The organism is Phycicoccus sp. CSK15P-2 (assembly GCF_016888005.1).
Lineage (GTDB): Bacteria > Actinomycetota > Actinomycetes > Actinomycetales > Dermatophilaceae > Phycicoccus.
The window spans coordinates 1-19,602 of sequence record NZ_JAFDVE010000015.1 but is presented as its reverse complement, the minus strand read 5'-3'; the positions used below and the strand labels follow the sequence as shown (position 1 = coordinate 19,602).

At 68.6% G+C, this 19,602-nt stretch carries 19 protein-coding genes; 12 read left to right on the top strand and 7 right to left on the bottom strand.

Going from position 1 to position 19,602, the window contains the following annotated elements; translation table 11 throughout:
• Nucleotides 1-5: 5 nt before the first annotated feature.
• From JQN72_RS10230 to JQN72_RS10220, 3 genes are read right to left on the bottom strand one after another with little or no spacing between them, the layout of a single operon-like run.
• On the bottom strand, nt 6-1,232 hold the full coding sequence (locus JQN72_RS10230; protein ID WP_204135084.1) for a hypothetical protein: 1,227 nt from the start codon (nt 1,230-1,232) through the stop codon (nt 6-8).
• On the bottom strand, nt 1,229-3,172 hold the full coding sequence (locus tag JQN72_RS10225; protein WP_204135083.1) for a class I SAM-dependent DNA methyltransferase: 1,944 nt from the start codon (nt 3,170-3,172) through the stop codon (nt 1,229-1,231). The genes JQN72_RS10230 and JQN72_RS10225 overlap by 4 nt, the downstream gene beginning before the upstream one ends.
• A gap of 47 nt (nt 3,173-3,219) precedes the next feature.
• The gene (locus JQN72_RS10220; protein ID WP_204135082.1) at nt 3,220-4,068 is read right to left on the bottom strand and encodes a DUF3883 domain-containing protein; all 849 of its coding nucleotides are present in this window, start codon (nt 4,066-4,068) and stop codon (nt 3,220-3,222) included.
• A 140-nt stretch (nt 4,069-4,208) separates the two neighbouring features.
• Here JQN72_RS10220 and JQN72_RS10215 point away from each other — a divergent pair, with 140 nt between their 5' ends.
• From JQN72_RS10215 to JQN72_RS10200, 4 genes are all read left to right on the top strand, one after another.
• Complete coding sequence (locus tag JQN72_RS10215) at nt 4,209-4,931, top strand: EcsC family protein (RefSeq protein ID WP_204135081.1); 723 nt, start codon at nt 4,209-4,211, stop codon at nt 4,929-4,931.
• A gap of 89 nt (nt 4,932-5,020) precedes the next feature.
• Entirely contained in the window at nt 5,021-7,450 is a 2,430-nt protein-coding gene (locus JQN72_RS10210; RefSeq protein ID WP_204135080.1) for a DUF262 domain-containing protein, read from the top strand.
• A gap of 368 nt (nt 7,451-7,818) precedes the next feature.
• Nucleotides 7,819-8,457, top strand: a complete 639-nt coding sequence (locus JQN72_RS10205) for a DUF6308 family protein (protein WP_204135079.1) — start codon at nt 7,819-7,821, stop codon at nt 8,455-8,457.
• 12 nt (nt 8,458-8,469) lie between these two features.
• A complete protein-coding gene (locus JQN72_RS10200) occupies nt 8,470-9,396 on the top strand; it encodes an HNH endonuclease (protein ID WP_239100467.1) in 927 nt (308 codons plus the stop codon).
• A gap of 27 nt (nt 9,397-9,423) precedes the next feature.
• Here JQN72_RS10200 and JQN72_RS10195 read toward each other — a convergent pair whose 3' ends face one another.
• Both JQN72_RS10195 and JQN72_RS10190 read right to left on the bottom strand, forming a co-directional pair.
• On the bottom strand, nt 9,424-9,879 hold the full coding sequence (locus tag JQN72_RS10195) for a nuclease-related domain-containing protein (protein ID WP_255541767.1): 456 nt from the start codon (nt 9,877-9,879) through the stop codon (nt 9,424-9,426).
• A gap of 182 nt (nt 9,880-10,061) precedes the next feature.
• Entirely contained in the window at nt 10,062-10,376 is a 315-nt protein-coding gene (locus tag JQN72_RS10190; RefSeq protein ID WP_204135078.1) for a DUF1778 domain-containing protein, read from the bottom strand.
• A 144-nt stretch (nt 10,377-10,520) separates the two neighbouring features.
• Here JQN72_RS10190 and JQN72_RS10185 point away from each other — a divergent pair, with 144 nt between their 5' ends.
• Together JQN72_RS10185 and JQN72_RS10180 are read left to right on the top strand one after the other, a co-directional pair.
• Nucleotides 10,521-10,724, top strand: coding sequence for a hypothetical protein (locus JQN72_RS10185; RefSeq protein ID WP_204135077.1), 204 nt, complete (start codon nt 10,521-10,523; stop codon nt 10,722-10,724).
• Nucleotides 10,725-10,840: 116 nt separating this feature from the next.
• Nucleotides 10,841-11,455 carry a hypothetical protein gene (locus JQN72_RS10180; protein WP_204135076.1) on the top strand — a complete coding sequence of 205 codons (615 nt, stop codon included), beginning with the start codon at nt 10,841-10,843 and terminating at the stop codon, nt 11,453-11,455.
• A 35-nt stretch (nt 11,456-11,490) separates the two neighbouring features.
• Here JQN72_RS10180 and JQN72_RS10175 read toward each other — a convergent pair whose 3' ends face one another.
• On the bottom strand, nt 11,491-12,651 hold the full coding sequence (locus JQN72_RS10175; RefSeq protein ID WP_307812587.1) for a YibE/F family protein: 1,161 nt from the start codon (nt 12,649-12,651) through the stop codon (nt 11,491-11,493).
• 148 nt (nt 12,652-12,799) lie between these two features.
• Between JQN72_RS10175 and JQN72_RS10170 the strand changes: the two genes are divergently transcribed.
• From JQN72_RS10170 to JQN72_RS10150, 5 genes are all read left to right on the top strand, one after another.
• Nucleotides 12,800-13,810, top strand: coding sequence for an aldo/keto reductase family protein (locus JQN72_RS10170; RefSeq protein ID WP_204135075.1), 1,011 nt, complete (start codon nt 12,800-12,802; stop codon nt 13,808-13,810).
• Nucleotides 13,811-14,137: 327 nt separating this feature from the next.
• Complete coding sequence (locus tag JQN72_RS10165) at nt 14,138-14,548, top strand: DUF6318 family protein (RefSeq protein WP_204135074.1); 411 nt, start codon at nt 14,138-14,140, stop codon at nt 14,546-14,548.
• A 137-nt stretch (nt 14,549-14,685) separates the two neighbouring features.
• On the top strand, nt 14,686-15,456 hold the full coding sequence (locus JQN72_RS10160) for a hypothetical protein (RefSeq protein WP_204135073.1): 771 nt from the start codon (nt 14,686-14,688) through the stop codon (nt 15,454-15,456).
• A 45-nt stretch (nt 15,457-15,501) separates the two neighbouring features.
• Nucleotides 15,502-15,759 carry a type II toxin-antitoxin system VapB family antitoxin gene (locus JQN72_RS10155; RefSeq protein ID WP_204135072.1) on the top strand — a complete coding sequence of 86 codons (258 nt, stop codon included), beginning with the start codon at nt 15,502-15,504 and terminating at the stop codon, nt 15,757-15,759.
• The gene (locus JQN72_RS10150) at nt 15,756-16,154 is read left to right on the top strand and encodes a type II toxin-antitoxin system VapC family toxin (protein ID WP_204135071.1); all 399 of its coding nucleotides are present in this window, start codon (nt 15,756-15,758) and stop codon (nt 16,152-16,154) included. The genes JQN72_RS10155 and JQN72_RS10150 overlap by 4 nt, the downstream gene beginning before the upstream one ends.
• A gap of 28 nt (nt 16,155-16,182) precedes the next feature.
• Here JQN72_RS10150 and JQN72_RS10145 read toward each other — a convergent pair whose 3' ends face one another.
• Complete coding sequence (locus JQN72_RS10145) at nt 16,183-18,030, bottom strand: hypothetical protein (RefSeq protein WP_204135070.1); 1,848 nt, start codon at nt 18,028-18,030, stop codon at nt 16,183-16,185.
• 374 nt (nt 18,031-18,404) lie between these two features.
• Between JQN72_RS10145 and JQN72_RS10140 the strand changes: the two genes are divergently transcribed.
• A partial coding sequence (locus JQN72_RS10140; protein WP_204135069.1) for a DUF1996 domain-containing protein occupies nt 18,405-19,602 on the top strand: 1,198 nt, incomplete at its 3' end.

Below are 19,602 nucleotides of genomic sequence, written 5' to 3'. Positions count from 1 at the left end.
GCCCCTCATCCCGGAATGCCGCTCCCCGCGGTCGTCACATCGAGTTCACCAGTCACCGCAGCCGTGATCAACGACTGCTTATACTCGGTGAGAAGGGTGACGGATCGACGTACACGGTGCAGATGGCTTGCGTGGTCGAGGTCGAGCTGCGAAACCTCACCCAGCAGGCTCCTCATCTCGGGGGTCTCTGCGACGGGGATCGGATAGTTCTTTAGGTCGGCCATGTTCAGTACGGTCTGGGCCGTTCCCTGCGTGACCTCGTCTGTAAATCGGGCGAACTCGGGCAAGCGAAGCACGGCCTGAATGTAGGCGCCTGGCACTTCGGCTTGTGGGCGCAAACGCGCGATCGCGCGCGAGACGTTCGCGCCAGCGAGGTTTCCCTGCACCACCGACGGCCGACCGAGAGTTCCGACGACGCCTAGAAGTACGTCACCGGCCTCCAAGATCGTTCGCCGGAATTCTAGGCTCTGACTCGTTGGTATTCGCGGCAGGGCGTCACGTTGGATGGCGCCTGACGCGGGTAGATCCGTGATCCGGATGATCGGGATGCCTTCTTCGACGTACTCAGGCTTCAGGACGCCGTAACACGGTGGAGACAGCAGAAGGTCCTTGAGCCGCCCCTTCCGCGTGACGCGGCGAAACAAGGAGGCCAGTCGCGACTGGCCAAGTTCTGAAGTGTGCTGCTCCTGCCTACGGCGGGCGGTGATGATCTGGTCGATGCGGGCGACCTGGTCGTCGAGGAAGTCCGCGATCCGCCGCTGCACCTCCATCTCATGTGTGACCACTGGCAGCTGCAGCCAAGCCTCGGTATCGAGGTTCTGGATGCCGGTCGTCTGCTTGATGCATTTGAGCGTCGCTCCGGACGCGTAGAGCGAGCGCAGTACGTACACCAAGAACCGGGGAGTAACTCTTTGCGTCGGTCGGACCCGGGCGGCGAAGTTCGACGTTATGGCCGGCTGGTCATGCGAGAACGCCACAGCCCGTCCGACCGGAGCCACGTCGCCGCCGCCCGACTTCTCGAGCACGATGTCGCCGGGTCTCAACTCGAGACGTGACATCGTGCGCTGGTCGATGCTTCGCACCGGGGCTCGTGAAAGATCGACTTCGAGCCGGTCGAAGTCGAAGTCGGCTGCGCGCACACAGAGTACGTTCACCGCGTCTTCATCCGCTTCGGCTCCCCATGCTCCGTTCTGGACGCTCTCAATCAGACGCCGAAGTGGGACTGTGCTCACAGGCCGAGGTCCTTCATCCAGGTCTGGATCTGGGTTTCGAGGTCCTTGATCTCGGTGGCGATCTCCTCGACGGGGCGGGGCGGCTGGTAGACGTAGAACTGTCGGGTGAAGGGGATCTCGACGCCGACCTTGGTTTTGGTGTGGTCGATCCAGGCATCGGGGACGTAGGGGCGGATCTCGGTCTCGAGGTGGGCCTCCGCCGCCTCGGTCAGCGCCTTGGTGCGGGCGTCGCCGTCGAGGTCGAACCAGCCGGCGGGCAGGGGCACGTTCTCGGCGTCGCGCAGGTCCGGGTCGGGCTCGGGCTTCCCGCCGCGTCCGGTGATGACGGGGGCGTCGGGGTCGGCGACGGAGCAGGTCTTCGCGAACTTCCTCCGCTGCGCCGGGGTCAGTGCGCTCACCTCGGCGAGCAGGGCTTTCTCGGTGTCGAACCGCTGCCCGACGAGGTGGGAGTAGGCGTCGAACGGCTCGGCGGCGACGGCCTCGGGGGTGACCTCCCAACGGCGGCGCATCGGTCGCTCGACGGTGATCCGCTGGAACCCGAACGCCTCCCGAGGCAGGACCTTGACGCGAGCGTCGTCGGCGAACTCCCCGGACGCGCCGAGGAACAGGTTCACGATCTCCTCGATCGCGGGCTCCGTGAGCTCCTTGCGCTTGTCGCCGAGAGACTTGCGCATCTTGGTGCCCATGGCGCGGGCGTCGACGAGCCGGACCAGCCCGGCGTCCCCGGGGGCTTTGTCGTTGGTCAGGATCCACACGTAGGTGGAGATGCCGGTGTTGTAGAACATCTGGTCCGGCAGGGCGACAATGCCCTCGAGCCAGTCGTTCTCCAGGATCCAGCGGCGGATCTCGGACTCCCCGGACCCGGCCTGCCCGGAGAACAGCGGCGAGCCGGACAGGACAATGCCGACCCGGGAGCCGGTCAGCTTCATGTGGCTGAGCATGTGCTGCAGGAACAGGAACGACCCATCAGAGACGCGCGGCAGCCCGGCGCCGAACCGGCCGCCGTGGCCGAGGGCGGTGTGCTCGTCCTTGATCGGGGCGGCGTAGCCCTTCCAGTCCACGCCGTACGGGGGGTTGGCGAGGATGAGGTCGAACTTCTCGGTGGGGAAGGCGTCGCGGGTGAGGGTGTTGTCGTTGTGCATCCGCTTGGGGTCGATGCCCTGCATCATCAGGTCGGACTGGGCGATGGCCCAGGTCTCGGGGTTGAGCTCCTGCCCGTAGACGGCGACGTTCGCCCTCGGGTTGAGGTCCTTGATGCGGGTCATCGCGGTCATGAGCATCCCGCCGGTGCCGGCGGCCGGGTCGTAGACGGTGCGGACCGGGGCGGGGTTCTCGGTCAGCTCGCGGGCGGCGCGGCCGGCGACGAGGAGGTCGACGATGAGCTGGATGACCTCGCGCGGGGTGTAGTGCTCACCGGCGGTCTCGTTACTCATCTCGGAGAACTTCCGGAGCAGCTCCTCGAAGACATAGCCCATCGCCTCGTTGGACACGACGGACGGGCGCAGGTCGAGGTCGGCGAAGTCGGCCAGGACGGCGTAGAGGATCCCGGCACGGTCCATCCGCTCGAGGCGGTTCTCGAACTCGTAGGCCTCGATGATGGTGCGTGCGGTGGGGGAGAGGTTGTTGACGAAGTCGCGCAGGTTGGCCGCGACGTTCTTGTCGTCGCCGAGCATCGTCGAGAAGGTGTGACGCGAGGTGTTGTAGAACGTGTGGCCCGAGGCGCGCTTGAGCAGCGCGTCGACGCCCTCGTTGATCACGTCGTACTTCGCGGCGGTGTCGCGGACCTGCTGGCGGGTCGGGGCCAGGACGGCGTCCATCCGGCGCAGCACGAGCAGCGGCAGCATCACCGAGCCGTACTCGTGCTGCTTGAACGTCCCCCGCAGCTTGTCCGCGACCCTCCAGACGAACGCGACCTTGTCTTCAAAACCCGGCGGGGTCATCGCTGCCTCTCGTGCGATCTGAATGCTGGTTCAACGCTAGCTCTTGGTCAGCCGGCTGCTCTCGGTCGCGGCCACGCGACGTAGCTGTCGGGACGAAGCTCCGCCGTCGTGCGCAGCGAGCCGGGCATCTCGTAGAAACCAGGCCGACGATCGAGATGAAAGACACGCACGAGCGAGAACTGATCTGGGACCTCGGTAGAGAACTCGACCTCGTTGGCGCTGACGTAGAACGGCTGCAGCGCCGATCGCACGGTGGTCTTCACCTCGAGGAACCGCTCTCGCCCATCCGAGGTGAACGACCGCACGTCGTAGCCCATGCCGTCGCCATCCTCGACTGAAGTGTGCCGGACGCGTTCGGCGAGGTCGCGACGACCGAGCAGTCCGAGAACTCGACGCTCGCGCTCGACGACCAGGAGTTCGCCTGCGAGACCGCGACTGCGGTTCGCAGACTCCAAGGCGTTGAAGTCGACCGTGACTGCCGTTCGCTCTCTCTGCGCCTGTCGTGAGGGTGGAACGAGATCGAGGGGTACGGGTTCCGGATCCCCGAGAGTGTGATCTCCGCGGTCAGGCGGCTTCTCGGCCAGCCGGATCATCAGCTGCCTAAGCTCAGGCTCTTGGGCGAAGCGGTCTGCCACCTTGTCGCGGAGGAGGCCTTGGACGTTCACAAGCGGCTTGTAGCCGTCGACGAACACCGAACCCATCTCCGCCAGCACGGCTGAGACATTGTTGAACTTGTACTGCACGGCGCTCTCGCTGCGTCCGATGTCGCCGCTCAGCGGGCGGTAGAAGTCCACCTTCGAGAACGGCTCGCCGATGAGTTCGAGGCGCAGCATTGCGAGGTATGCGTCGAGCGTCCGCTCGACCTCGCTTTCATCCCAGGCGCTGCCAGTCGGCATGCAGTGACCGTACGCGGGGAGTTCCTCTTCGGCACTCGGTTCAGCCGAACCTCTGCGCCCGAAGTGCCAGCCAGGCATCATGCGCTGTGTCAAAGACCACGAGGCAAGGGGAGGAAATGCCTGACACAGGAGGGCGCGGGGTGCCGAGTGCTCTGGAGAAGGTCAACCCTCTCCCGCTCGCCAAGGACCTCGTCGCTGCGGGAGCGGATGCGCCGCGGAAGATGGTCGGCTGGGTCCTGGAGCGCGATGGGGCGGGGATCGCTCGACAGGTCGAAGCAGACCGCCGGAAACCCGACTTCTCCACAGAGGAGTACGTCAAGAAGATCCAGCACTCACATGTGCGGCTCGCGCGCAGTGAGGGCGCTGGCGCCGGAATGGCGACAGCACTCGCCGAGTTCGGGGGCGCAGCGGCGGCAGGCCCCGCGGGTGCTATCACTGGAGCGGCGGTGACGATCGTTGCCGACCTGGCGCTGCTCAGTCGCATCCAGATTCGGCAGACCTTGACGATTGCTGCGGCCTATGGGTTCGACCTCTCCGCCACGTCCGATCGGGCGTACGAGATCATGTCGCTTCACAGTCTGGAGGCGACCACGTCGAAGAGCGCGATCGGTGCGGGCCAGAAGGCCGGTCAGCGGGTTGGCAAGCGACTTTTGGAGCGCTACCTGAGGGGGCCGGCGCTGGAGGCTGTGAAGGGCATGTTCCGGCTGGTCGGTGTGAACTTCACCCGAGCCGCCCTGGTGCGCTCGCTTCCTCTTGTCAACGTGCCTGTCAATGCAGCCGTGGCCGACGTCACCACCCGGCGCGTCGGGACGAAGGCCGCCAACTACTACCGCGACCATCCGAGTGCGACATCGACAGAGTAGCCACTGCCCGTAGAGCACTGTGAAATGACAGTTGCGACGAACCACAACTCCGATCGTCCTGATCGTCGCAGTAGTGAGAGGGAGGCGCGATGAAGACGGACGTGCTGACGCCACAGGCGGTGTTCTACCTTCCGCAGCACCTGATGGTCCCCCTGTTCCAGCGTCCCTACGTGTGGGACGAGGCCGAGCAGTGGCTGCCCCTGTGGCAGGACATCTCAAGGCTCGCAGAGCTGCGCATTGCCAGTCCCTACTCGACCCCGACCCACTTCCTGGGGGCAGTGGTGCTCCAGGCCGTCGAGGGGCAGCACGGAACCGTACCGCGCAAGAACGTCATCGACGGCCAGCAGAGGTTGACCACGCTTCAGCTCCTCGTCGATGCGGCGGCATCGGTGTTCGAGGAGCGGGGGCTCGATGCCTTGGCCCAGCAGTTCGACGACCTGACGCACAACCGGGCATATGGAGCCGTTGGAGGAGCCACCCTCAAGCTGACGCATACCAACCAGGACGGGGAGGCGTTCCGCGAGGTCATGGACGCTGAACCGCCGCTCAGCCACAAGAGCCTGCGACATGCTGGCTCGCGGATCACGCGAGCCCACCACTTCTTCACCGAACAGGTCGACCAGTGGCTCGGGTCGAGCGACGACATCGAAACACGAGCTGCGGCGCTGACAGAGTCGGTCAGCCAAGGGCTGCAGCTGGTGGTCATCGACCTCCAGGCAACAGAGAACTCGCAGGAGATCTTCGAGACGTTGAACGCTCGCGGGACTCCACTCACTGCTGCTGATCTCATCAAGAACTTCGTGTTCCAGCGTCTGGAAAGTGAGGGCGCTGACACTCGTCTGGCCTACGCCGAAGACTGGCCTTTCGAGACCAAGTTCTGGGAGCAGGATGTCAGTGTCGGCCGCTACACGATGAGCCGCAGCTCCCTGTTTCTCAGCCAGTGGCTCGGCAGCCGGCTCGGTGAGGAGGTTAGCCCCCGACAGACCTTCGTCCGGTTCAAGAGCTACGTGGACTACGAGGCCCAGCAGGAGATGCTCGCCCTCCTCAGGCATATCAAAACGCAAGCGGACCTCTACCGGAGCTGGACCGAGACTGCGGCGGACTCGTCACGCACGCTGACACGAGCACAGATGGCGATCTACCGGATGCTCAGCGGAGGCGTCGAGCTGCTGAAGCCGGCCATGATCTGGCTCTACGACCCCGAGCTCGAACTGCCGACGGACGTCGCTGACGAGGTCCTAGCGATGCTCGAGTCCTGGATGGTGCGGCGGCAGATCGTCCGACTGACGTCGGCCGATCTCGGGCGAATCGTGGCCGACATGATCAAGCGGCACCGTCAGACTCCGCCCGGTGAGCTCGTGGACCGCGTACGGTCCCACCTCACCCAGCTCAACGCATCCTCGACGTACTGGCCCGGTGACGAAGAGGTCCGGCAGCATCTGCAGACCGAGCAGGCATACAGCCGCTACACCCGCGGTCGGCTGCGGATGTACCTGGAAGCGGTGGAAGACCATCTGCGTGGGACACATGGCTACCAACAGGTGGCGCGTGTTGGGTATCCGATCGAACACGTGCTACCGCAGAAGTGGCAGACCAGCTGGCCGGTTGAAGGGTTGGAGGCAGAGCTAGCGCGGGGCGAGCACGTTCATCGCCTGGGGAACCTCACGCTCCTGACGACCAGCCTCAACAGCTCGGTGTCGAATGGCCCATGGGCAGGCTCGGACGGCAAGCGGGAGAAGCTGGCCGAGCACGATGCCCTCCTGCTCAACAGGCGCTTTGACAAGCAGGAGCAGTGGGATGAGCCCGCCATTGATGAGCGCACGTCGTGGCTGACTGAGCGCCTACTCGAGGTCTGGCCGGTGCCGAGCGGACACGTCGGATCCATCAGAGACCCTCAGGTGAGGGACAACACCTGGGTCGAGCTGAAGCACCTGGTCGCCGCAAACCTGATCGAGCCAGGGACGGTGCTGCAGCCGAGGCCCGGCCAATGGGATTCTGTGGAAGCGACTGTCACGTCGGACGGGCAGCTGTCCCTTGACGGGCGGACGTTCTCGAGTCCCTCGAGTGCCGGCCAACACGTTAAGGGTGGAAAGGCGACGAACGGCTGGCGATTCTGGCGGCTCCCAGACGACCGCTCGCTGGCCGACCTTCGTTCCGTCTACCGAGGGGAGCGCGCCGAGCGGCCAGCGGGTTTCGACTGGTCTCAGCTCCACGAGCTTCTCGAGCTCCTCCCGGAGGGACGGTGGACCACGTACGGCGAGCTCGCCGAAGCCATCGGCACCGCGCCCCAACCACTGGGCGGGCACATCACGAACTGCCGACAGTGCGCGTACCCCTGGAGGGTGCTGACCTCCGAAGGTCGAGTTGCATCGAGCTTCTACTGGAGCCAGCCGGACGACACCCGCGTTCCAGCGGATCTGTTGCGGGAGGAAGGCGTGAGGCTGGTCGACGGCGTCGCCGACCCGGATCAGCGAGTCGACAGTGAAGAGTTGCTCACTCTCCTCTTTGAGGATGCCTGAAGCCTCCATGGGAGGTGGGGAGTCGTCTGAGAGCAAGGGTGGCAGGCGGTGCGCGTGACTGCCCTCGCGATCCCCGAGCATCCGCAGTTCGACACTGACCCCGAACGTGACGTCTGGCACCGATTCGTCAAGCAGGCGCCAGATGACTCACGTGTAGATGACCGGCTGCGCACTGGTCGTGTGGCCCCGGTCTCGGTGTGACGGAGCCGAGCGGAGGCGGTTGTCGCGTCCACCGGGCATGCTGTTGGTAGCCACGGTCGGCGACAGGAGCAGCGATGTCCAACGAGCCGTTCGCCGGAGTCCCTGTCGGGTGGGAGATTGCATCAGAGGAGCTGGTGTCGCGCGCCCTTCAGAGGACGACGAAGGCGTTGCGTGACCCCGCCGTCGTCGATGACGTCGCCCGTTACTACGACCGTGACTCGAACTACGCGGGCGCGACCTTCCTCGATGTGGGCCCGGTCGATCCCTATGCAGTGACGAGCGGCGACCTCCTCGCGCTGACCCTCCTGTCCGTCCAGGCGGAGCCCCGGCCCGTCCGGCAGCTCCTGGAGATGACGGCGACGAACCGGGAGATCCGGCATCTCCTGACCGAGGAGGTGCTACCCCTCGACGCAGACCTCGCGATGGCCACAGAGGAGACGCTCCTGGCCATGGCCAACCTCCACGAGGCGGCGAAGCGAGCGCTCGCGCCGCACGAGTCCCACCCGTCCAACCGCTGGGTGACGGCGGCCAAGCTCTGTGCGCGAAAGCGGCCCGACCTGTTCCCCGTCCGCGACTCCGTCGTCTGCAACCTGCTCGGACTCTCCGGCACCACGCAGAACTACGAGGTCGACTGGCAGGTCTTCCGGTGCATCATCCAGGACGCCGACGTTCGCAAGCGTCTGGACGATGTGGTCGACGAAGCGTCCACCCGCGACGGAGTCAACATCGGCCATCCGAACCTGCGGCTGCGCCATCTCGACGTCGTGCTGTGGATGCACGCGCAGCGGGTCAGCCGGACGTCGTAGCCGGCCGTTCGGATGACCAGGGCATGGGGACCGGACGACGACGCCGAGCTGCGTACGGCGGCTATGGAGTGGCTTGCGCGGCGCACCAACGACGGCGCGGACCCGCTGACCACGGAGGAGATCAAGGAGTTCCGCTTCCACGGGGAGCCGATGCCCTTGATGGACATGCAGCGCGGCATCCGCAAGCCGGCCGTCCTCGACGCGGCGCTGTCGTTCCGCACCGTCTACCGCGCCGAAGGCGCTGAGCGCCCGTACGAGGACGCCGTCGGGCCAGACGGGCTCATCCGGTACAAGTACCGCGGCACCGACCCGACGCATCCCGAGAACCGTGCGCTGCGCTCGGCGATGCAGCGGAAACTACCGCTCATCTGGTTCTTCGGGGTGGGCCCGGCCATCTGGCTGCCGACCTACCCCGTCTACATCGTGGGGGAGGAGCCAGGGCAGCACCAGTTCGTCGTCGACGCCGTGACGAACGGCGCGGTCACCCCGCAGGGCGCGCTCGAGGAGACGCTCAAGCGGTACATCACGGTCGAGACGCGCCGGCGGCTGCACCAGCCCATCTTCCGAGCGACGGTCATGCGGGCCTACGAGACCCGCTGCGCCGTCTGCGCGCTCGGCCACAGCCAGCTGCTGGACGCCGCCCACATCGTCCCGGACCGGGACGAGGCCGGCGTCGCCGCCATCCGCAACGGCCTCGCGCTCTGCAAGATCCACCACGCGGCGTTCGACACGCACATCCTCGGAGTCCGGCCAGATCTCGTGGTGGAGATCCGCGCCGACCTGCTCGAGGAGGTCGACGGCCCGATGCTGCGGCACGGCCTCCAGGGTCGGCATGGGCAGCGGCTCATGGTGGTCCCGAGCGCTCGCAAGGAGCGGCCTGACCGACATCTGTTAGAGATCTCCTACGAGACGTTCCGGACGGCCTCGTGGCCCAGGTAGGCGCGGACGCGCACGCTGGGCCCGCGGCTACGAGCCCTGCGTCATCGAGGGCAGGCGGTCGGCCAGTGCCCGCGCGATGTCCAGGCGGCGCCCCTCATCCCACGGGCCCTCCTCGCTGACGAGCCGGGCAAGTCCCTTCAGCCCACAGAGCCGGACGTCGCCGACGCGCCGGTTCTTCTCGCGCATCGGGAGGACGGCACCGACGAAACAGAGGACGGGCTTCACAGGGGCGCCGTCGGCGGCGGTTCCGGCCAAGGTGTGTGCCACGACGTCGCGCTGCCCCTGCATCGCCGTGACCAGCGCGTTTCGTGTGCGGCCCTTCACCTTCAGCGTCTCGACGGTCGGGGCGAACAGCCCGCCGCTGCGCTCCACCGACACCTCGGCGTTCTTGTAGTGCTTGGCGTCGATGACGAAGACGCCCGCCGCCCCGACGAACAGGTGGTCGATGTTCGAGTGCTTTCCCGGTACCCGGCGGTCGTGCAGGGCGAAGCCGTGGCCTGCCGGAGTACCTCTGCTACCTGGACCTCGCCTTCGGCGCCCACCTTCCAGCCCTGATCCTCGCGGTGGCTCAGCGCCTCGGCCACCCGGTAATCACCCGCGACCCCTACTGGGCCGAACTGGCTGAGCGTGGGCTCGTCAGCATCGACGTTCAGCCCTTCTGACCATCACCGCACGCGGGGCGACGCGGTCGCGTTCGCGCTGGGGGCGTGGCTGCATGCCGCGGTGCGAACGCCACGGATCAGTGCCGCGAGCTGTGGCACGACGGTTGCGTCCTCGTCGAGGACCTTCTCGAGCTGGAGCATTTCTTGGGGCGTGAGGCGAAGGGCGCGATCTTCGACGAGGACGGTTCGGGCGCGGTCCAGGGCCGCGCCCAGGACGAACGAGGTGAGGTCTTGGTCCTGCAGCCCCGCCGCTTCTCTCAGGGTCATGGCGGTGACCTTCGAACAGCGCAGGTTCAGACGCTCTGTCTTGGTGGACATGCGGAACTCCTTCGGCAGGACCGAACTCACAATGTACGTCCTTGGTACTCACATTGAAAGTACATGAGACGCCCGCCCGGCCCGCTCCAGGACCGATCCGCGGCCAGCCGAACGACGAGGAACGCCGGCCCGGGTAAGCCGCGCGTGGGTCTTCTTCCCGGCCTCGGCCAGTTCGTCAACGGCCAGGCGGGCAAGGGCGTCCTCTTCCTCGTCGCCTACCTCGTGAGCATCACCCTGGTGTTCCTTTTCATCGGGCTCCTCACGGCACCCGTGCTGTGGATCTGGTCGATGGTCGACGCATACTCCGGCGCGCAGGCCTGGAACGCGCGGCACGGCATCCTCAGCTGACCCCGCGCCGCCGTGGGGGTCGAGCGGCCCGCCTCTCGGCTCCTCCACGGGCGGCGGGTGCAGGGTGGTGCAGCCCTCCTGTTGCGACCTCGCCCGCGTGACTAGCGTCGGTGTCCATGACCGACATCGACATCGCAGGGGTTGTCGAGATCCTCCAGGACGTGCCACCGGGGGCCTGGACGGTCGCCGTCGCCGTCCTCGCCTTCCTCTTCATGTGGGCACGCGGCCGGGCGGCGCGCGCCGAGCGCGACGACGACCGCGCCGAACGGGAGGAGATGCGGGCCGCCGAGCTCGAGCGTGAGCGGCTGCGCGACAAGCGCGAGACGGAGGGTGTGTGGCGCGCCGAGAAGGTCGCCAAGTGCGCCCAGCTGGTGGAGCACCTGCAGACGACCGGCCCCGAGCTGATGAGCGTGCGCAAGGGGGAGTGGGAGCGCGCCCTCGACCGCCTCGTCGCGGCATCCGACCGGCACACCCAGATCTTCTCGCTCTACACGTGGATCTCGCTGTTCGCCGAGCCGCCGTTGCGGAAGGCCGGCAGGGAGGCGCTGCACGCGCACGCCGTCCTCCTGGAGGAGGCCAACGAGGCCCTGCGCACCAGCCTCAGGCCGCCCGAGGACTGGCCCGCGCTGAAGACGTTCAACAACACGGTCACGGCCCTGACCCTCGAGGTCCGCCGCGACCTCGGGGTCGAGGGCGCGACATCCCCGACCCCGGGGCCGAAGGACCCGTAGGCCCGCATTCGGGGCGCCTGGCAGACATCCGGCACTCAGGCCGGCCGGGCCGCTTCCGGCTCCGCGGTGCGCGTGGCCAGGGAGGCGAGCGCCGTCGTCAGCGGTACGGCGGCGATGAGCCCGATCGTGGCGACCGCGCTGCGCACCACCTCCTGGGCGATGAGCTGCGTCGTCGCCGCACCGGCGAGCGACCCGTTGTCCGCGACGACGAGCACGAGCAGCGGCAGCGAGGACCCCGCGTAGGCCAGGACGATCGTGTTGACCACCGACGCGATGTGCGAGCGGCCCACCCGCGCGGCCGCGCCGTACAGCTCCGCGAAGCGGTACGACGGGTTCGCCCGGCCGAGCTCGGTGACGGTCGCGGCCTGGGTGACGGTGACGTCGTCGAGCACCCCGACCGAGCCGATGATGATGCTCGCGACGAGCAGCCCACGGGGGTCGATGCCGTACGTGGACGTGACGGCGGTGGAGATGTCGTCGGTCACGCCGGTGAGGTGCAGCGCACCGACGGCCACCTCGGACAGTGCGGCCGTCAGGCCCAGGCTCGCCATCGTCCCCATGACCGCGACGGTCGTCGACAGCGAGACGCCGTGCGTGAGGTAGAGCACCGAGAGCGTGACGGCGGACGCGCCGACGAGGGCGACGAGGACCGGGGCCTCGCCCGCGATGACGGCGGGCACGATGAAGGCGAGCAGCACGACGAACGTGATCCCGAGCCCGACGAGCGCCGTGAGCCCCCGCCACCGCCCGAAGGCGACGAGCGCGAGGCCGAGCGCGGCGAGCAGGGCCCACAGCTGCGGGCCGCGCTGGTGGTCGACGACGCCGTAGAGGTAGCCCTCGGGGGTCTCGGCAGCGGCGACGACGACCTCGTCCCCGACCTCCAGCTCGGGCGCCCCCGGAGCCGTCGAGAGCGGCGCCTCGACCTCGCGCTCGCCGTCCGGGGCGTCGACCCGCACCGTGACCGTCCCACATCCGCCGGATGCCTCGGGTGCGTCCTCGGGGCACTCCTGCGGCTCGAGCGCGAGGACGACGCCGTCGAACTCCTGGGCTGCCGACGGTCGCTCGGGAACCGGAGCGGAGGACGGCCACAGCACGACCAGCCCGACGACCGTGAGCACCGCCAGGGGAGCGAGGACGGCCCACGCGACCCTGGTCATCGGCAGCGTCGCGTGCCCGGCATGTCCGTGGGCGCCCACGCGTCCCACCCCTTCCGTGATGTCCGTGTGGGGCACAGCCTGGCACGGCATCGATCGGCCGCTGCGCCGCGGCCACCCCGCGCGGCGCTCGGCATCCGCCTGCACTCCACGACCCGCCGACGCGACCCGCGGGCATAGCGTGGCGAGCATGGAGTTCAGGTATCTCGGCAACAGCGGACTGAAGATCTCGGAGATCACGTACGGCAACTGGCTGACCCACGGCTCACAGGTCGAGAACGACGCCGCCACAGCGTGCGTGCGGGCCGCCCTCGACCACGGCATCAGCACCTTCGACACCGCCGACGCGTACGCCAACACCGAGGCCGAGACCGTCCTCGGCGAGGCGCTCAAGGGCGAGCGGCGCCAGGACCTCGAGATCTTCACCAAGGTCTACTGGCCCACCGGGCCGGCCGGCAAGAACGACGTCGGCCTGTCCCGCAAGCACATCATGGAGTCGATCGACGGCTCGCTCGAGCGTCTGCAGACCGACTACGTCGACCTCTACCAGGCGCACCGGTACGACACCGAGACCCCGCTCGAGGAGACGATGCAGGCCTTCGCCGACGTCGTCCGGGCGGGCAAGGCCCTGTACATCGGCGTCAGTGAGTGGACCGCCGACCAGATCCGCGCCGGCCACGCGATGGCGCAGGACCTCGGGATCCAGCTCATCTCGAGCCAGCCGCAGTACTCGATGCTCTGGCGTGTCATCGAGGACGAGGTCGTCCCCGCGTGCGAGCAGCTGGGCGTCAGCCAGATCGTCTGGAGCCCCATCGCGCAGGGCGTCCTCACCGGCAAGTACGCGCCCGGCCAGACCCCGCCCGAGGGCTCCCGCGCCACCGACGACAAGGGCGGCGCCGACATGATCCGACGGTGGATGCGCGACGACGTCCTCGAGCGCGTCCAGAAGCTGAAGCCGGTCGCCGACGAGGCGGGCCTGACGATGGCCCAGCTCGCCGTCGCGTGGGTGCTGCAGAACGACAACGTCGCCGCCGCGCTGGTGGGGGCGTCCCGCCCGGAGCAGGTGGAGGACAACGTGAAGGCCGCCGGGGTGCGCCTGGAGCCGTCCGCCATGCAGGCCATCGACGACGCGCTCGGCGACGTCGTGGAGCGCGACCCCGGCAAGACCCTGGAGAACGCCCCGAAGACCCGCCCGGCCTGACCGAATGCTCGGCGTCCTCGCCCGCGGGCGAGCACGCCGACCCGTCTCGTCGTGGGTACGGGGCGGGTTGTCCACAGGGGTCGCTTCGTCGCAGGGGCGGGAGTGGGTACGGTTCTCGCACGCGGGTCGTGCAGGGCGGTCCGCGGGTGCTGGATGGGGACAGGGATGTCGTGGAGCCGACTGGCGGCCGTGGTGGCGGCCGCCGTGATATTGACGTTGACGGGGTGTACGACCGAGGACGACCCGGGGCCGTCGCCGGCGGCGAGCAGTGCGTCGCCTTCGCCCTCCCCGTCGGTGAGCAGCCCTAGCCCGAGGCCCTCCGGGCCCGTGGTTCCCGAGGCGGCGCAGGAGAACACCCCCGAAGGCGCCGAGGCGTTCGTCCGCTTCTATCTCGACCTCGTCAACGAGGCGTGGACGACCCCGGCGACGGGGCTGCTGCCGCCGCTGAGCGATGACGACTGCGGCTTTTGCACGAGGACCGAAGCGGATGCACGGGAGCTGGCAAAGGCGGGGCATCACTTCGCGAAGGACTCTGTCGAGTCGGGGTCGGCGAAGCAGGTTCCGGCCCCCTCGGGGCAGGTTCATTTCGAGATCGAGGTGACTCAGAAGGCGGTGACCATCGTCGACGACTCAGGTGCCGAGGTGGACCGGATTCAGGGTGCCACCGAACGCGTGAAGGTCGGAGTCAAATGGACTGACTCGGGGTGGAGATTCCTCGACCTCGAAAGCCTGACGTGATAGCCCGTTGGTTGGGCCTTGTGATCGCCGGGGCGCTTGCCGTAGTCGCGTGTGCGCCCGCGATGGCTACGGCGGAGAGGAAGCCTGGCGGCATCATTGCCAACAAGAGCGCGAAAGGCGCACGCCTTTCCGCCTTGATGCCCCGCGACCTCAAGACACTGGCGGTCGACTTCCCACTCAAGGGCGCCTCTGAACCGCCGTACTACGAGTTCGGGTCGGCGTCGGTCTGTGGCCACCACGCACCAGGCGAGGCGAACTTCGATGTCTCTTGCCACGAGGAGTCCTTGTACTGCCAGTCGGGTGACCCGGCGCAGGGGCTCGGTCCGGTCATTGCCGTCTGGGTGCGAGAGGTCGTCGACGAGGACGGCGACCCCGTCGACGGTGAGTGGGAGTGGAAGGGGGACACCTGCTTCCCCCAGCTGGTCCCGGGGGTGGCAGCGCTGACGATGGAGATGATCCGTGAGGCGTTCCACGACACCGAGTTCACGGTGCCGACGGTCAACATCCAGCCCGAGGGCGACGTCACCCTCGTCAACCTCCCGACGTTCTTCGAGGTGCAGTTCCCGGAGGCTGGGCACGGCCCCGGTGAGGTCGACGAGGTGGACCCGGCGCGGATGCTCGGGCGGCTGGTGCAGGTGCGCCCCCGGCTGAAGTCCGTCACCTACCACCTGGGCGAGCAGACGATCGGGCCGACGACGTCCCTCGGCGGCCCCTACCCGAGCGGCGACGTCACCGCTACCTACGCCCGCCCTGGGGAGTACGACGTCCGGGTCGACATCACCTACACCGGCCAGTACCGCCTGGGAAGGTCGGGAACGTGGATCGACATCCCCGGGGACGTCACCCGCGAAGGCACTCCGACGGCGCTCACGGTGCGCGAGGCGAGGTCCAGGCTCTACACGCGCTGAGTCTCGCAATGGTAGAAGTACACCGTTGCGAGGTACCATCGGTGGATGAGTCTGAACATCAAGAAGCCGAGGGTGCACGAGCTCGCCCGGATGGCGTCCGAGCGCAGCGGCCTGTCCCAGACCGGTGCCATCGAGGCCGCGCTCGAGCAGTACCTGACGACGCTCGACGCTCCGGCAGCCCATGACGAACGCCGACGGCGTGTGACGGCACTCCTCGCGGACCTCGACCAACGGTTGACCGACGCGAATCGCGAAGCCCTGCGCATCGACGACCTGTACGACGACGCCGGGCTGCCCGCGTGATCGTCGACACCTCGGCCCTCGTCGCGATCATCACCGACGAGCCCGAGCGCGACGCGTTCGTCGAGTCACTTCTCGCGGACCCCGACCCGCGGATGTCGGCGGGGTCGTTCCTGGAGCTCTGCATCGTCGTCGACCGCCTCGGCTCACCGGTCGCCTCGCGCAGGGTCGACGACCTCATGATGGGCCTCGGCATCACCGTCGAACCCGTCGCTCCAGACCATGTCACCGTGGCCCGTGCTGCCTATCGCGACTTCGGGCGAGGCAGCGGTCATCCCGCCGGCCTGAACTTCGGAGACTGCTTCGCCTACGCCTTGGCCAGCCGCAGCGGTGAGCCGTTGTTGTTCAAGGGTGAGGACTTCGTCCACACGGATCTCCGGCCGGCTGTCACCATCTGACGCCTCCACGGAGGGATCCCGACGGCGGTCAGTCCGTGGAGGCACCCTGCTGGCGTGGCCCGGTTCGGTACGTGTCACGCAGGGCGATGATCTCCGCACGGCGGTAGCCGATGAGCAGTCCGGCATCGCCGAGGTCGGTCGGGTCGACGCCCCACCGACCGCCCGCCCACGCACGCAGGAGAGTCTCCGCCTTGGCCGACGGTGAGCCCGAGACGTCGAAGTCCGCCCCGAGGTCCCGCACCAGCACCGCGCCGGACGGGCCGACGAGCCGGTTCGCGACGCCGGTGGCCCACAGCAGCCCACAGGCCCGCGCGGACGCGGACGCGCGGTGTCGCAACCATGCCGGGTCGGTGCGCGCCGCATCGGCGAGCAGGCGGCGGGCCGCGGTGCGCCACTCCCTGCGGACGGCCCCGAGGTGCGCCACCCGGGGGGACGTGTCGAGCCATCCGTCGGCGAGCTCCGCGATCTGGACGACGGCGTCCTGGACGTCGGCCGGCACGCCGTTCAGGACGAGCGGCTCGTCCGGCAGCGGGTCGGCCGTCAGCGCGTCGAGCACCTCCTGACCACCCACCTGCTCGGCGAGCGTGTGCAGCATGAGCGGGACGGGGTCGCCGTGCTCGAAGGCGTCGACGAGCGCACCGACCTCGCGCCACCGGCTGGCGGCCGCGGCGTGCAGCAGCATGTCGAAGGACGGCATCCACTCGTCGACGGCGGTCAGCGTCTCGTCGGTGGCCTCGACCGGGACACCGAGCAGCTCGTGGGCATACCGGATGAACGGGCGGATGACCGCGCCGACGACCTCGAGCGCCTCGTCGGTCGCCGAGCCGGTCCACGGCAGCCGTTGGCTCAGCGCGAGCTCGACCTGCACCGGCGACCAGCGCAGCGGATGGCCGGCGCCCTCCGCGGCGTCGGCGGCGAGGACGGCGGCCGCCTGCGCCAGCACGTGGTCGTCGTCCAGGTGCGGAGCGTGCGGTGAGGCGAGGAACCCCGCGACGGCCTCCTCGGTCGACACCTCGGGCCAGGCGTCGGAGGTCAGCGTGGACGCGCCACCCGACGGCATCCGGCGCAGCAGCATCTCGACGAACGGGCGTGCACCGGGCCAGCCCACGGGGTCGCCGTCGGGGTCGGACCAGTCGTCGGGGACCTCCGGCGCGTCGTCGGCATCCGCGAGGGCGATGGCGGTCTCGATGCTGGCCCGGGCGTCGGCGAGCGGGATCTCGGTGAGCTCGTCGGGTCGGCGGCCGTTCTCGGCGAGCAGCTCGCGGTACCGCGCGCAGATCTCCGCGAACGGCTCCGGCACGAGGAAGACGTCCTTGACCCGGGTACCGAACGCCTCGTCCACGTAGGTGACGGTCGTGACCCCGCCGATACCGGGCCAGGCGAGCCCGAGGATGACGTTGTCGCCGTCGCCCAGCTCGTCCCCGAGTCGCGCCGCGTGCTCGACCGTGAGGTCCCGGACACCTCTGACCGACTCCGGGACGGGGTGGCGCCGGCCGCTCAGGACATGGCGGATGCGCGCGGCGACCAGCTCGTCGGGGACGAGCGCGGCGACGACGTGCAGGGCCGCTGTCGTCTCGGCATACGTGGTGCCGACGAAGGAGTCGACGAGGGCGTCGAGCGGGACGGTGACATCGTCGGGGTCGCTGGGGTCGTCGGCGAGGACCGACCAGGCGTCGGTGACGGAGAGCAAGGAGGACACGAGGCTGGTCAGCGCCGTGGGGTCCTCGGAGCGCAAGGCGGCGCGCAGGGAGGCGATGAGCTCGGTGCCCTGCTCGTCCGGCGGCTCGACACCGTGCACCGGCCGGTCCGCACGGCCCCGGGTCGCCGACCGGTTGGGCGTCCGGTGCTTGCGCCCACTCTTACCCCTGCGTGCCATGCCACCCATCGAACCATGTGGTTCGCGGCCAGTGGGACCCGTCCGGGGGTGGGGATCCGGCCGGACCGTGCACCTCGACGTCTCGTGGCCCGGAGGCCGGTTCGCGGTGACGGCCGCCGCCGGGCCGGCCGACAGCGAACCACGAATTTCCACAACCTGAGAAATTCCCCAGGTCCCGGATCCCGGCCTCCACCGGCCGGCCACCCGCCCCCTACCTGCGAAGACGGCGGTCGACGACGACTCACCGGCGCGCCCGCCGGCAGGAGAGCGCTTTCCCGGGCCCCGACCCAGGCGTTGACACCCCCGAACAGCACGGTGAGAGTTGTGGCCGCAGGAGCCCGCTGTCACATCCTCGCGAAGGAGCTGGTTCACCGATGGCTTCGCGTCGTCGTCTCACCCTCGTGGCCGCCGTGGCCGCCCTTCTCTTCGGCTATCTCGTGGTCGCCCCCTCCGTCGCCGGCGCCGCGGACGGTCTGCTCTCCCGGGACCGGCCGGTCACCGCCTCGTCCACCGAGTCGTCCGCCTTCCCGGCGTCCAACGCGGTCGACGGCAACACCGGCACCCGCTGGTCCAGCGAGTTCAGCGACCCGCAATGGCTGCAGGTCGACCTCGGTGCCACCGCCACCGTCTCCTCCGTCGTGCTCGACTGGGAGACCGCGTACGCCAGCAGCTTCGCCGTGCAGACCTCCACCGACGGCACCTCGTGGACCACCGTGCACCGCACCGCAGCCGGCACCGGCGGACGTCAGACCATCGAGGTCACCGGCAGCGGGCGGTACGTGCGGGTGCTGGCCACCGAGCGAGCCACCCAGTGGGGTGTCTCGCTGCACGAGTTCGAGGTGTACGGAAGCACGGGCTCGACCACGCCGACGACCCCGCCCACATCGCCGACGAACCCGCCGACGATCCCCCCGGGTGCCGTACGAGTGGCCGAGTTCCTGGCCGACTGCCCGCCGAGCCATCGGCTGAAGGACGACCCGATCGTCTTCCCGAACCAGCCCGGCGTCTCGCACATGCACAGCTTCTTCGGCAACGAGAGCACCGACGCGTTCTCCACGGCGGAGGAGCTGCTCGAGGCCGACAGCAACTGCGACCCGGCGGTGGACAAGTCGGCGTACTGGATCCCCACCTTCTACGACGGCGACACCCCCGTGGAGCCGGTCACCGGCACCTTCTACTACCTCGGCGAAGGGGTCCGTGACGACCTCATCGCGCAGACGCAGCCACTGCCGTTCGGCCTGCGCATCGTGGCCGGCAACGCGAAGGCCACCGGGCCGGAGGACAACACCATCTCGCGCTGGTCGTGCCTGCATGCCGGCGAGGTCGACCCGTCGCACGACTTCGTCGAGTGCCCGGCCGGGTCGATGCTGGAGTCGTACCTGGACTTCCCGCAGTGCTGGAACGGCCGCGACCTCGACTCCAGCGACCACAAGAGCCACATGGCGTACCCGGTCGGCGGCGCCTGCCCGGACAGCCACCCGGTCGTCGTGCCGAAGCTGCGCCAGGTGATGCGCTACCCGGTGACCGGCGACCCGGCCGCGTTCCGGTTGGACTCCGGGCCCGGCTACACGA

Bases quoted from the DNA above. Each gene is read 5' to 3' on its own strand.
- JQN72_RS10225 (WP_204135083.1), bottom strand. From the start codon at position 3,172: ATGACCCCGCCGGGTTTTGAAGACAAGGTCGCGTTCGTCTGGAGGGTC.
- JQN72_RS10220 (WP_204135082.1), bottom strand. From the start codon at position 4,068: ATGCCGACTGGCAGCGCCTGGGATGAAAGCGAGGTCGAGCGGACGCTC.
- JQN72_RS10210 (WP_204135080.1), top strand. From the start codon at position 5,021: ATGAAGACGGACGTGCTGACGCCACAGGCGGTGTTCTACCTTCCGCAG.
- JQN72_RS10200 (WP_239100467.1), top strand. From the start codon at position 8,470: ATGACCAGGGCATGGGGACCGGACGACGACGCCGAGCTGCGTACGGCG.
- JQN72_RS10190 (WP_204135078.1), bottom strand. From the start codon at position 10,376: ATGTCCACCAAGACAGAGCGTCTGAACCTGCGCTGTTCGAAGGTCACC.
- JQN72_RS10180 (WP_204135076.1), top strand. From the start codon at position 10,841: ATGACCGACATCGACATCGCAGGGGTTGTCGAGATCCTCCAGGACGTG.
- JQN72_RS10170 (WP_204135075.1), top strand. From the start codon at position 12,800: ATGGAGTTCAGGTATCTCGGCAACAGCGGACTGAAGATCTCGGAGATC.
- JQN72_RS10160 (WP_204135073.1), top strand. From the start codon at position 14,686: ATGCCCCGCGACCTCAAGACACTGGCGGTCGACTTCCCACTCAAGGGC.
- JQN72_RS10155 (WP_204135072.1), top strand. From the start codon at position 15,502: ATGAGTCTGAACATCAAGAAGCCGAGGGTGCACGAGCTCGCCCGGATG.
- JQN72_RS10145 (WP_204135070.1), bottom strand. From the start codon at position 18,030: ATGGCACGCAGGGGTAAGAGTGGGCGCAAGCACCGGACGCCCAACCGG.